This window comes from Sphingomonas sp., from assembly GCF_029239295.1.
Lineage (GTDB): Bacteria > Pseudomonadota > Alphaproteobacteria > Sphingomonadales > Sphingomonadaceae > Sphingomonas.
On sequence record NZ_JAQZBC010000014.1, the window covers coordinates 40,547 to 52,774 of the forward strand.

General features: G+C 66.7%; 10 protein-coding genes. 6 read left to right on the plus strand and 4 right to left on the minus strand.

All coding sequences use genetic code 11. The features are described from left to right. The first annotated feature begins 81 nt into the window (after positions 1-81). From recF to K0S66_RS13255, 5 genes are all read left to right on the plus strand, one after another. Positions 82-1,125 carry a DNA replication/repair protein RecF gene (gene recF, locus K0S66_RS13235; RefSeq protein ID WP_301075929.1) on the plus strand — a complete coding sequence of 348 codons (1,044 nt, stop codon included), beginning with the start codon at positions 82-84 and terminating at the stop codon, positions 1,123-1,125. A gap of 85 nt (positions 1,126-1,210) precedes the next feature. Continuing rightward, positions 1,211-2,479, plus strand: a complete 1,269-nt coding sequence (locus K0S66_RS13240; RefSeq protein WP_301075930.1) for an MFS transporter — start codon at positions 1,211-1,213, stop codon at positions 2,477-2,479. Positions 2,480-2,530: 51 nt separating this feature from the next. After that, positions 2,531-5,035, plus strand: a complete 2,505-nt coding sequence (gene gyrB / locus K0S66_RS13245; RefSeq protein WP_301075931.1) for a DNA topoisomerase (ATP-hydrolyzing) subunit B — start codon at positions 2,531-2,533, stop codon at positions 5,033-5,035. Between the two features lie 146 nt (positions 5,036-5,181). Beyond that, entirely contained in the window at positions 5,182-6,534 is a 1,353-nt protein-coding gene (locus K0S66_RS13250) for an AarF/ABC1/UbiB kinase family protein (RefSeq protein ID WP_301075932.1), read from the plus strand. A 157-nt stretch (positions 6,535-6,691) separates the two neighbouring features. Then, positions 6,692-7,927: a serine hydrolase domain-containing protein gene (locus K0S66_RS13255; protein ID WP_301075933.1), complete on the plus strand. Its 1,236-nt coding sequence runs from the start codon at positions 6,692-6,694 to the stop codon at positions 7,925-7,927. 98 nt (positions 7,928-8,025) lie between these two features. On the opposite strand, the gene K0S66_RS13260 is transcribed toward K0S66_RS13255, so the two are convergent. Then, entirely contained in the window at positions 8,026-8,469 is a 444-nt protein-coding gene (locus tag K0S66_RS13260) for a hypothetical protein (protein WP_301075934.1), read from the minus strand. Between the two features lie 140 nt (positions 8,470-8,609). Between K0S66_RS13260 and K0S66_RS13265 the strand changes: the two genes are divergently transcribed. Continuing rightward, positions 8,610-9,473 carry a LysR substrate-binding domain-containing protein gene (locus K0S66_RS13265; RefSeq protein WP_301075935.1) on the plus strand — a complete coding sequence of 288 codons (864 nt, stop codon included), beginning with the start codon at positions 8,610-8,612 and terminating at the stop codon, positions 9,471-9,473. A 98-nt stretch (positions 9,474-9,571) separates the two neighbouring features. Here K0S66_RS13265 and K0S66_RS13270 read toward each other — a convergent pair whose 3' ends face one another. The 3 genes from K0S66_RS13270 to K0S66_RS13280 form a co-directional block, all read right to left on the minus strand. Further along, complete coding sequence (locus tag K0S66_RS13270; protein WP_301075936.1) at positions 9,572-9,919, minus strand: hypothetical protein; 348 nt, start codon at positions 9,917-9,919, stop codon at positions 9,572-9,574. Positions 9,920-10,285: 366 nt separating this feature from the next. Beyond that, positions 10,286-10,747, minus strand: coding sequence for a hypothetical protein (locus K0S66_RS13275; RefSeq protein ID WP_301075937.1), 462 nt, complete (start codon positions 10,745-10,747; stop codon positions 10,286-10,288). Between the two features lie 166 nt (positions 10,748-10,913). Beyond that, a complete protein-coding gene (locus K0S66_RS13280) occupies positions 10,914-12,065 on the minus strand; it encodes a P1 family peptidase (protein WP_301075964.1) in 1,152 nt (383 codons plus the stop codon). Between the last annotated feature and the right edge of the window lie 163 nt (positions 12,066-12,228).

The following is a 12,228-nucleotide window of genomic DNA, read 5'->3' on the forward strand; positions in this document are numbered from 1 at the left end:
GAAGGCCGCGCGCCGGGCCGAACGCTCGGCGGCGCAACAGATCGCTTTCGCCTTCTCCCAAGCCACAGTAGAGCCGCGGCGATGATCCGCCGGCTCGTGCTGACCGATGTTCGCAGCCATTCCGCGCTGGCGCTCTCTCCGGGAGCGGGCTTCGTGCTGCTCACCGGCCCCAATGGGGCGGGCAAGACCAATGTGCTGGAGGCGGTATCCCTGCTCGCGCCGGGTCGCGGGCTGCGCCGCGCTGGCCTTGGCGACATTGCCCGCCGCGACGGCCCCGGCGGCTTTGGGATCGCCGCCACTTTGGACGACACCACGGAGATCGCGACCGGAACGCTCGCCAGCGCGCCCGAACGCCGAGTCATCCGGATCAACGGCGCCCCGTCGCCCGGCAATGCACTCGCTGAATGGCTGTCGATCCTTTGGCTCACCCCAGCGATGGATCGCCTTTTCGTCGAGCCGGCGAGCGAGCGCCGCCGCTTCCTTGATCGGCTGACGCTCGCACTGGTGCCCGGCCACGCCACCGAATCGAGCCGCTACGACGCGGCGATGCGCGCGCGGAACAAGCTTCTGACCGAGCCATTCCCCGATCGCGAATGGCTGTCGGCGCTGGAGGCACAGATGGCGCAGCATGGCGCGGCGATTGATGCTGCCCGGCGCGAGGCCGTGACGGCGGTGTCGGCGCAACTCGCCGGCATGGAGGCGGGCGACTTTCCCCGCGCCGCGCTCGCGCTGGAGGGGTGGAGCGGTGATGGCGACGCGCTGCTCGCCGCGCTCGCCGTCGGGCGTGCACGTGATGCCGCGGCCGGACGGACATTGGTCGGCCCGCACCGCGCCGACCTTCTCGTGACCCACAGTGACAAGCAGATCCCGGCCGCGCAGGCATCCACCGGCGAGCAAAAGGCGCTGTTGCTGGCGATCGTACTGGCCCATGCAACGCTGGTCGGCGCGCGGCGCGGACAGCCGCCGATCCTGCTGCTCGACGAGGTCGCCGCGCATCTCGATCCCGCCCGCCGCGCCGCGTTGTTCGATCGTCTCAGCGGGCATGCGCAGGTGTGGATGACCGGCACCGAGCCGGCTCTGTTCGCCGCGATCGGCGAGGACGCGACCCGCATCGCGCTGGGCTAGGCGGCGCTGGACTGGGCGCCTGCCACGCCAGCCGCTTGAGGTATAATCGCTGGACGCGCCCGTCTTGTGCGTTACCATCCCGCTCATGGAGAGGAACACGCACCGCCCGGCGCACGCCGGCGAGTGGCGTCTCGGCTGGCCTGTGGTCGTCGCGGCGATGATCGGCATTGGCACCGGCCCCGGCCTGTTCCAGAATTTGTCCAGCCTGTTCATCGCTGGCCCGGTCGGCGAATTCGGCTGGAGCCGCGGTGACATCGCCACTGCCGCCGGCCTCGGCCTGCTCGGCGGCCTCACCGTTCCCTTCTTCGGCCGCCTCGCCGATCGCATCGGGGTGAAGGCGATCATCGTCCTGGCAATGCTGCTGCTCGGGCTGGTCTATGCCGGTATGGCGTCGCTCACCGGTCCCCTGTGGCAATATCAGCTGCTCGTCTTTGGCCTCGCGCTCACCGTGCCGGGCACCAGCGCGATTGTTTATGGCAAGCTGATTGCCCAGCGGTTCAACGCGCGGCGCGGCATTGCGCTGGGTGTCGCCACCTCCGGCATCTCCATCTCCTCACTCACCCTTGCACCGTTGCTAGGGCTGGTGATTGGCGCTTACGGGTGGCGCGCCGGCTTCGTCGCGCTTGGCCTGATGGTGGCGGTGCTTGCGCTTCCGGCCGTGCTGTTCCTGCTGCGCCACGAACAGACCGCACCCACCCGGCGCGACCCGAACGCCCCGGAGGCGACGATCCCGGTCGAGGGGATGACCGGCGCGGAAACCCGCCGCGACAGCCGCTACTGGCGGCTTGGCGCCACTGCCGCGCTCATCAACATCGCCAGCGTCGGCCTCGTCACCTCGCTGGTCCCGCTCGGCACCGATCGCGGGCTCACGCCGGCGTCAGCGGCGCTGCTGGTCACTGCCTTTGCCGCCAGCCAGGTGGTCGGCCGGCTGGTGATGGGCGTTCTGGTCGACCGCTATCGCCCGCAAGCCACCGCCGCCGCCTTCGCCACCCTTTCCGCGCTCGCGTTCGTCGGGCTGCATCTGCCTGCCCCCGGCCTGCCGCTGATGCTGGCGCTGGTCTTCCTCGCCGGGCTGATGAACGGCGCGGAACATGATTTGCTACCCTATCTCGCCACCCGCCTGTTCGGGCTGCGCGCCTTTGGCGAGCTTTATGGCCTGTTGGTAATGATCGGGCTGTTCGGCACGGCGACGGGGATCACGGCATTCGGGCGACTGTTCGATTCGACCGGCAGCTACAATACCGCGCTCACCATGGCGGCGATCGCGCTTGGCGTGGCGGCGGTTTTGTTTCTCACCTTGCGCGAACGTCCGCTCCCCCATGCTCAGGCTCAGGCGCACGCGCAACCGGCCTGAACGCGCGCCATTTTGCTTTCGTTGCGGCGTCGCAATGCCTATATGCTTGGCATGGCAGATCAGCAGAATTCGAACGACTACGGCGCTTCCTCGATCAAGGTGCTGAAGGGCCTGGACGCGGTGCGCAAGCGGCCGGGCATGTACATCGGCGATACCGACGATGGATCGGGCCTCCACCACATGGTGTTCGAGGTTTCGGACAATGCCATCGACGAGGCGCTGGCCGGCCATTGCGACCGGATCGACATCTCGCTGAACCCCGACGGCTCGGTCAGCGTCACCGACAATGGGCGCGGCATCCCGACCGGCATCCACCCGGAGGAGGGCGTGTCCGCGGCCGAGGTCATCATGACCCAGCTGCACGCCGGCGGTAAGTTCGAGAACACGTCGAACGACAATGCCTACAAGGTGTCGGGCGGCCTGCACGGCGTCGGCGTCTCGGTCGTCAACGCGCTGTCCGAATATCTCGATCTCACCATCTGGCGCGACGGCGAGGAGCATTTCATGCGCTTCGCCCATGGCGATGCCGTGGCCCCGCTGAAGGTCGTGGGCAAGGCCGCGGAGGGCCAGAAGGGCACCCGCGTCACCTTCCTGCCCTCGCCCGCCACGTTCAAGATCACCGAGTTCGATTTCGACAAGCTCGAGCATCGCTATCGTGAGCTCGCCTTCCTCAACTCGGGCGTTCGCCTGTTCCTCACCGACGCACGGCATGAGGAGCCCAAGACCGTCGAGCTCTATTACGAGGGCGGTATCGCCGCCTTCGTGAAGTGGCTCGATCGTACCAAGGCGCCGCTGTTCCCCGAGCCGATCGCCATTTCCGGCCAGCGCGATGACATCGGCATCGACGTCGCGCTGCAGTGGAACGACAGCTATTACGAAAACGTCCTCTGCTTCACCAACAACATCCCGCAGCGTGACGGTGGCACCCACCTCGCGGCGTTCCGCTCGGCGCTGACGCGTACGCTCAACGCCTATGCCGACAAGTCGGGGATGCTGAAGAAGGAGAAGATCTCCCTTACCGGCGACGACATGCGCGAGGGTCTGACCGCAATCGTCTCGGTCAAGCTGCCTGATCCGAAATTCTCGTCGCAGACCAAGGACAAGCTCGTCAGTAGCGAGGTCCGCCAGCCGCTCGAAAGCCTGCTCGCCGACAAGATGGCTGACTGGCTGGAGGAAAACCCGCAGAACGCGCGCCAGATCATCCAGAAGGTGATCGACGCCGCCGCCGCACGCGAGGCTGCGCGCAAGGCGCGTGACGCCAGCCGCAAGACGGTGATGGGCGCGATCGGCGGCCTGCCGGGCAAGCTGCACGACTGCCGCGAGAAGAATCCGGCCAAGTCCGAACTGTTCATCGTGGAGGGCGATTCGGCAGGCGGTTCCGCCAAGTCGGGTCGCAACAGCGAGTTTCAGGCGATCCTGCCGATCCGCGGCAAGATCCTGAACGTCGAGCGTGTGCGCGAAGACCGCATGCTCTCGTCGAAGGAGATCATTTCGCTGATCCAGGCGATGGGCACCGGCATCCGCGACGATTTCAACGTCGAGAAGCTGCGCTATCACAAGATCGTCATCATGACCGACGCAGACGTCGATGGCGCGCACATCCGCACGCTGCTGCTGACCTTCTTCTACCGTCAGATGCCCGAGCTGATCAAAGCCGGGCACCTCTATATCGCCCAGCCGCCGCTCTATAAGGCGACCCGCGGCAAGGCGGTCGAGTATCTGAAGGACGAGGCGGCGCTGGACGATTACCTCGTCCGCAACGGCACGCAGGCGACGACGCTGGACGGCATCGGCACCGGCGAACCGCTGTTCAACCTCGTCGAGCACGCCCGCCGGATGCGCACGCTGATGCGCTACGTGCCGCGCCGCTATGATCCTGTGATCATCGAGACGCTGGCACTGGGCGGCGCACTCGATCCGCTGATCGACCCGGCCGAACGCGCAGCGCGTCTCGCCGAAGTCACCCGTCGCCTCGACCAGGGCGATCCCGAGGCGCGTTGGACGGCGCAGATGACGACCGAGGGCGGCTTCCACTTCCAGCGCTTCTGGCGCGGGGTGACCGATCACCACATCGTCGAGGCGGCGTTCGTTTCCTCGGCCGAGGCGCGCAAGCTCCACGGCCTCGCCGCGGAACATGCCGAACTTTACGTCAACGCGCGCAAGCTCGTCTCGCTGAAGGGCGGCGATCGTGTCGAGGAGCCGACCCCGGCGAGCACGCTGGACGGCGCGATCGAGGACGATGGTGAAGGCGATGAGACGCTGGTGATCGGCAAGGGCGAAACCCTTGTCGCCCGCCCGTCGCAGCTGCTGGAGGCGATCCTCGCCGCCGGCCGCAAGGGCCTCGCGATCCAGCGCTACAAGGGCCTCGGTGAAATGAACGCCGAGCAGCTGTGGGAAACCACGCTCGATCCCAACAACCGCTCGATGCTGAAGGTCGAGATCGTCCAGGCCGACGTGGCGGACGAGATCTTCACCCGCCTGATGGGCGACGTGGTCGAGCCGCGCCGTGAGTTCATTCAGGACAATGCGCTCAACGTCGCCAACCTCGACGTCTGATCGCCGGGTACGCGGGGCGGCCAACCAGCCGCCCCGCCTCCTGCACCCAGCCTATTCCAGCTTTATCCCCGCAACGTCCCGGCTGATTACCGCCGGTGGCGCCCCCATGACGCGGAACGTTTGCCACCCCCGCCAGTCCTAGCGGGATGAACGACGACGACATCCTCGATCCCGACGCCCCCGGCCGCGCCATTCCCTCGGGCCGCATCGCCCGGCTCGGCACCTTCGGCAAGCTCGCCGGCGGGGTCGCTGGCGGAATGCTGGCGGAAGGCGCGCGCCGCCTCGCCGCCGGGGAGCGCCCCAGGCTAGGCGATCTCGTCCTGACGCCGGCCAACGCCACCCGCGTTGCCGATCGCCTGTCGCATTTGCGCGGCGCGGCGATGAAGCTTGGCCAGATGATCTCCATGGACGCGGGCGACATGCTCCCGCCGGAGCTCTCCACCATTCTCGCCCGGCTGCGCAAGCAGGCCTATCGCATGCCCCCGCAGCAGCTGGACAAGGTGCTGAAGGCCGAATGGGGCGCCGACTGGCGCCGCCGCTTCGCCCGCTTTGAGGCAAGCCCGATCGCCGCCGCCTCGATCGGCCAGGTCCACCGCGCCACGCTGCCTGACGGCCGCCGCCTCGCCATCAAGGTGCAATATCCCGGCGTCGCCGACAGCATCGACGCTGATGTCGACAATGTCGCGACACTGCTGCGCGTCTCCAGCCTGCTGCCCGCCACGCTGGACATCGCGCCGCTGCTTCGGGAGGCCAAGCGCCAGCTGCGCGAGGAGGCCGATTATCTGCGCGAGGGGGAGCAGATGCGCGCCTATCGCGATCGGCTTGCGGGCGACGATCGCTATGTCGTCCCCAGCCTTGAACCTGCGCTCACCACCCGTCGCGTCCTCGCCATGGAGTTCATCGAAGGGCGCCCGATCGAGGCGCTGGCCGATGCGGATCAGCCCGCGCGCGATACGGCGATGACGGCATTGATCAGCCTCGTGCTGCGCGAATTGTTCGACTTCCGGGTCATGCAGACCGACCCCAATTTTGCCAATTACCGCTGGCAGCCCGACACCGGTCGGCTCGTCCTGCTCGATTTCGGCGCGACCCGCGACGTGCCGGCCGATACCTCGCTCGCCTATACCCGGCTGCTCCGCGCCGGCCTCGCCCGCGATCTGGACCGGATGCGCGAGGTGGCGATCGAAACCGGCTTCATCGGTGCGGACGCCGCTGCCGCGCACCGCCCCGCCGTCGATCGCATGATCGCGGCGGTCGACGCGACGATCCACCGGCCCGGCCCGTTCGACTTTGGCGACCGCGCCTTTGTCCCCGTGATCCGTGCCGAGGCGAAGGCGATGATCGACGATCGCGCTACCTGGCACGTTCCCGATGTCGAAACCCTCTTCGTCCAGCGAAAGGTCAGCGGCACCGCCCTCCTCGCCGCGCGGCTGAAGGCAAGGGTCGACGTACGCACGCTGGCCGCCGACGCCACCCAGCCGCAGCCGCCCGCTCCCTGACCGGACGCTCCATCATCGGCATTGCGAGCGTGGTCACGATCCGGATCACGCCCTCGCCCGGCGTACACCTCCCCCTCGACATCTCCCGGCGATCTCCGCAATCTGGCGCGGCTGCCCCGGCGGCATCCCCACCCCCTCGCGCCAGGGAACACGCCGCGTGCCCGCCAGATTTGTCCCGATTGTCCTAGCCTCTCTCGCGTTTCTCCCGGCCGCGCTGCTGCCGCTCGCCGCCCTTGCCGCGCCTGCTTCGTTCGACAGCGCGCTGGCCGACTTCCGCCAGACGCATCGCCGGGCGGCGGCGGAGGCGGGGATCGTCGGCAGCAGCTTCTATTTCCTGCGTGACGGGCGCACCGCCGTCGCCGATCACATCGGCTATCAGGATGCGCGCACGGCAACGCCGGTCGATGCACGGACGATCTTCCACTGGGCCTCGATCACCAAGACGATGACCGGCATTGCGATCATGCAATTGCGCGATCGCGGCCTCCTGTCGCTCGACGACCCGATCACCCGCTATGTGCCCGAGCTCGCCGCCGTCCATAATCCGTACGGCAGCAACGATGCGATCACGCTGCGACATTTGATGAGCCATTCCGCCGGCTATGGCGGCCCCACCTGGCCATGGCGCGAGGCGGCGTGGCAACCGTTCGAGCCCGCGCGCTGGTCGCAGCTCGTCGCCATGCTCCCCTACACAAAGGTCCAGTTCCGTCCCGGCAGCCGCTTCAGCTATTCCAATCCCGGCATCGTCTATCTCGGCCAGGTGATCGAACGCCTCTCGGGCGAGGATTATGAGGTCTATGTCGACAAGAACATCCTGCGTCCGCTCGGCATGTACGACAGCTATTTCGACCGGACGCCGCCGCACCTCCTGCCGCACCGCTCGCACAGCTATCTGATCCGCGATGGCAAGCGGGTGGAGGCGCCGTTCGATGCCGATACCGGCGTCACCGTGTCGAACGGCGGGCTGAACGCCCCCATGCCGGACATGGCGAAATACGCCGCCTTCCTGCTCGGCGATCCCGCCGCCGCGGCGCGGCATGATCTGGTCCTGAAACGCTCCTCGCTGCAGGAAATGTGGGCGCCGCAGGTGCCGGCGGGTGATGATTATTCGCAGGGCCGCATGGCCGCGACGACGCAGAGCGGCCTGTCCTTCTTCGTCGACCAGGGGCGCGATGGCGTGACGTTCATCGGCCACAATGGCGACCAGAACGGCTTTCGCGCCTATCTCAGCCTCTGCCCAGCGCGGCGCGCCGGCAGCCTGCTCGCCTTCAACACCGAAACCCGCGCTGTGGAGAACACGCCGGCCAACCGCGACACCGCCGAATCGCGCATCGCATTGGCCACCGATCGCCTGTGCGAGGCGCTACCGCCTTCACCCCAGGCCGAGCCATGAACCCGTAAACGACCGAAGCTGCGGGGAACGAGCGTTCACCTTAGCCACGCGGCGACAAAAGAGAACATCGTCGGCTTCGTCCCGCTCAGGCCAAAGGGCTAGATCCCGACCCCCGCTTTATTGAGGAGTATGTCCAGGCGGAACACGTGGGCGGGAGCCGACAGAATCTCGTTCATGCGCGCTTTGTCGCGGAAGATATCGCCGCCTCCACCCGCCACATGCGCGTCCCGGCCGGCGATGCTCGGAAACGCCTCGAAGATCCCGAACGTCGTGGGCGAGTAACGGACGGCGAACCACGGCCCGGTCGCCGGCTCGTCCAGCACGCATCCGTAGATGTCGTTCAGCATCCGCACGACCTCGTCTTCCTTGCCCGGCTTGGCTTCGATGTGGATGTAGAACGCCTTGTGCCCCTCTCCCCCATTCTCCCCGGTCACGATGACACCGCGATGAGGAGCGCTCGCTGCCAATTGGGGGTGCGGGATCGGCCCCGGCGCGCTCGCAAGGTCTTCGGGGCGGGTTGAAGGCGGCGTGGCGTTGGTCATGGGTCGCACCTGTGCATAGTGGCGGCGCTACGCGGCTCGCCGAAGCGATACGGTAGACTGTCGCCCGGCCGCCACCATTGCGAAGAGCGTTGCTGCCTTCCACTTATTGCAAGTCAGCAACGGTGCTAGCGTCGCCCTCGATGCACTTCCCTTCCACCCGCACCCTCCAGGCCTTTGTGGCGGCGGCGCGTCTTGGCAGCCTTGCCGCCGCAAGTGAGCGTGTCGCGATGTCGGTACCGGCATTGTCGCGCCGAATCGCCGCGCTGGAAAAGGAGCTGGGTGTCCGCCTTCTGGAGCGTGTGCCCCGCGGTGTGGTGCTGACCAGCGCCGGCCACAGCTATCTCGCGCACGCCGCCGCCGTGCTTGATCGGCTCCAGGCCGCGGCGGCGGAATTGCAGCAGGACGCCATGGTCGTGCGGGTAACGACGATCCCGGCGTTCGCGACCCGCTGGCTGCTACCCCGCCTGCCGGCATTCAGCGCCCCGCATCCCGGCATCGAGGTGGACGTGCGGACCTCGATCGCCTTTGAGCGGCTCGACGCAGGCGAGTACGACCTGGCGATCCGGCTGGCGCTCGATCACGAGATGCCGAGAGCGCCGTTGCTGCCGATCCACCTCATGCCCGTGTGGAGTGCTGCGCATCCGCGCTCGATCACATCACCCGCGGATGTGCTGCATCATCCGCTGCTCGGGCCCGATCATCGGCCGGAGTTCTGGCAGGAATGGCTCCGCGCCGCCGGGTTGGACGAGCCGGCGGCCCGGCCGCGCGACGTCGACGCGCTACTGTTATACGAGCGGACGTTGAGCGGTGCGGGCGTCGCAATCGGCATCGAGCCGCTCATATCAGGTCTGCTCGACGATGGGCGTCTGAAGGCGCTCACCGCGCACCGGCTACGGTCAGCGCGCAGCTTCTTCCTTGTCGAACCTGCCGAGCCGCGCACCCATGCCGTGCGCCTCTTTCGCGCATGGCTGCAAGGCCAGGCGCAGGGTCAACCCCAAGCATAGACGATCCCGAAGCCGCAACGTCCACCGCAACGCCCATCACTCACCTGAGCGCCGGTGTGGGTTGCGCTTCCGTCCATCCCCTTCGATGAACCGACGACTTACTTGTCGCCGGCATCTCCGAGACGATCGAGCCATGCCTGCGCTTGCTTCGGCTCGCCCACCGCTTCCGGCCCGACCGGCCCGCGAGACGCGACAAACTCCTGGTGAAGTTCGAATGGCGGCATCCCCAATCGGGTCCGCGCCCCGTCAATTTCCTCGCCAAGCTCGTTCAGATGGTCGACTGTCGGAGCAACCGCCGCCCGCATCGAACGGTCGCGATTGTGGTCGAAGAGACCCCATTTCCCCGAGGCCGTTATCCGCAATGCCGCGACCAGCGCCGCCGCATAGTCCGTTTCAAGTTCGGCCCTGTGCTCGTCGAGACGAGCAAGCCGGTCAGCCTTTGCCATGGCCGCTCCCTAGGTCCCCACATCATCGCCTGCAATCACGCGCATCGGAAAGATGCGGCATGAAGTGATCGCTTGGGCTGGCCTGAACGCTTGTACGCACCCGGGCACTCGCCAAAAACTCAGGCCTGCGCCGCCACGTCCCGACGATGTCAGCAGGGCACGGCTCGGAATGTCGCTCTGGCTCAAGGATGGGAAAGCACCAGGCGAATGGCGGCCGCGGGTCGCTGAGGTAATTTAACCGTTCCTCCCCACGGGAAACGGATGCTGCCCGTCTGCTCTGGAGATCGGCTCGACCGACCGTTTACGACTGAGATCGCGTGGACAGGATATCGTCCACTATCGGCATCTTCTGCCAGACCGGCCTTGCTAAGACTTTGGTCGAATGAGGAACGAGTCGGTCTCGGCAATCTGAACCGCGTGGATCAACCGATCCGCACCAAAAGTGTACGATGTCGAGCGGGTCGTCCATCTCGGGCCTCCAGCAGGCGGGGGGCGTGTCGAATGATCACGGGTGTCGTGTTCATCCACGACGATCAAGACGCCACTGCCGTGGCGACCCATACTATAGCCAAAAGTGCGACCATAGAAATGACTGCGATCGTCGGACCACCACCTCAGCCATTCTTCTTTGCCGGACGCTATGCGCTCTCCATTTAAGAAGGCGACAACATCTTCTGCAAAAAATGGTTCGATCCTCGATTGCTCTTTTATCGCTGCATCCGCCAGAACTTCACCGGCTATCCACACATGTTTCGGCGGTGGCGGTGGCGTGCTTGAAACGGCCGGCACCGCGAGCATCGTTGCCGACAAGGCAAGCGACAGGCGCAAATTCCAGCAAGTTGCCATTCTCATAGGCCCCAGATCCGCGCAATATTCCGAGGTGTAACACTGGCTCAGAACCACCCCTCTTGTCATTCACAAGGTTTTCGGTGACCGTCTGCTTCCGGACCTTTCCGTTCGATCCGCCTGTCCGGCTGTCCGACCTGAACCGCGCTCAATTCCCTGCGGCAGCGATCCACGGCAATACCTTGTCCAATGGCAGCCGCTCCGCCGTGCCGCGATGCCCGTTCACCGTCCGCGCCGCGAACAACGAATTGATCACCGCTTCCTCGGTCGCCTCCGCCGCCGCCTGGAACAGCGGCGACATTGCCTCGTTGCGCAGCTCGGCTCCCACCGCTGCCGGCGCTTCGGCCTTCTTGCCCTCCTCGCGGCGCACCGCCGCATGGGTCGAAAAGGCGATCGCATAATCGCCCGATCCGTTGGAGAATGATGACCCCGTCCGGCCGATCCCGATGAACGCGCGCTCGGCGATGCGACGCAGGTTGCGGTCCGACAGCGGCGCATCGGTCGCAATCACGATGACGACGGAGCCGTCCGCCGTGCCCCGCTCCACACGCCCGGCGAACTCATGCCGGCCCAGCCGCTGGCCGACGGGAACACCGGCAATGTTCAGCACGCCGCCGTAATTGCTCTGTACCAGCACGCCTAATGTCCAGCCGCCCATCGCAGCGGGCAGCTTGCGGGATGCGGTGCCGATCCCGCCCTTATATTCGAAGGCCACCGTGCCGGTCCCTGCCCCGACCGATCCTTCCGCCACCGGCCCCTCTCGCGCAGCGTCGATCGCGCGACGTGCATCCGCAATCGTCACCCTCCGCCGCCGGATGTCGTTGAGGAAGCCGTCGTTGGTTTCGCCCACCACGGCATTAACCGAACGGACTGTTTCATTCCCCGGCTGCGCCAGCGTCCATTCGACCGCCGCCGCCATGGCCTCCGGCACGTTCAGCGTATTGGTCAGCAGGATCGGCGTCTCGATCTCGCCCAGCTCCACGACCTGCGTCGATCCGGCGAATTTGCCAAAGGCGTTATAGGCGACGAACCCCGCCGGCACGCGCGATCGGAACACATTCCCGCCGTGCGGCAGGATCGCCGTCACGCCGGTGTGGACATCCTTGCCCTCCTCGATCGTGACATGGCCGACGCGAATGCCCGGCACATCGGTGATCGCGTTGAGCGGCCCGGCCGGCAGCACGCCGATCTCGATCCCGGCCGCGCGTGCGCGCGGCGCCTGCGCTTGGCCGGGCTGGCCCGCCACCGCGTCCGCGCCCAGGCCTGAGGAGGTGATCGCCAGCAGCCCCGCCGCCGCCATGCCCTTGGCCAACTTCATATCCTCGTCCCCCCGTGCCGCGCGGTCGGGTGACGCCTTGGCGGCTTCATCATCGGCCGCCGCTTCCCGTTCCCGCTCCATTGCTCACCTATGGAAAGGATCGCCGCCTCTGGCCAAGTCCAAATGCGCCATGCCCTGAAACCTA

Bases quoted from the DNA above. Each gene is read 5' to 3' on its own strand.
- recF (WP_301075929.1), top strand. From the start codon at position 82: ATGATCCGCCGGCTCGTGCTGACCGATGTTCGCAGCCATTCCGCGCTG.
- K0S66_RS13240 (WP_301075930.1), top strand. From the start codon at position 1,211: ATGGAGAGGAACACGCACCGCCCGGCGCACGCCGGCGAGTGGCGTCTC.
- gyrB (WP_301075931.1), top strand. From the start codon at position 2,531: ATGGCAGATCAGCAGAATTCGAACGACTACGGCGCTTCCTCGATCAAG.
- K0S66_RS13250 (WP_301075932.1), top strand. From the start codon at position 5,182: ATGAACGACGACGACATCCTCGATCCCGACGCCCCCGGCCGCGCCATT.
- K0S66_RS13260 (WP_301075934.1), bottom strand. From the start codon at position 8,469: ATGACCAACGCCACGCCGCCTTCAACCCGCCCCGAAGACCTTGCGAGC.
- K0S66_RS13265 (WP_301075935.1), top strand. From the start codon at position 8,610: ATGCACTTCCCTTCCACCCGCACCCTCCAGGCCTTTGTGGCGGCGGCG.
- K0S66_RS13270 (WP_301075936.1), bottom strand. From the start codon at position 9,919: ATGGCAAAGGCTGACCGGCTTGCTCGTCTCGACGAGCACAGGGCCGAA.
- K0S66_RS13280 (WP_301075964.1), bottom strand. From the start codon at position 12,065: ATGGCGGCGGCGGGGCTGCTGGCGATCACCTCCTCAGGCCTGGGCGCG.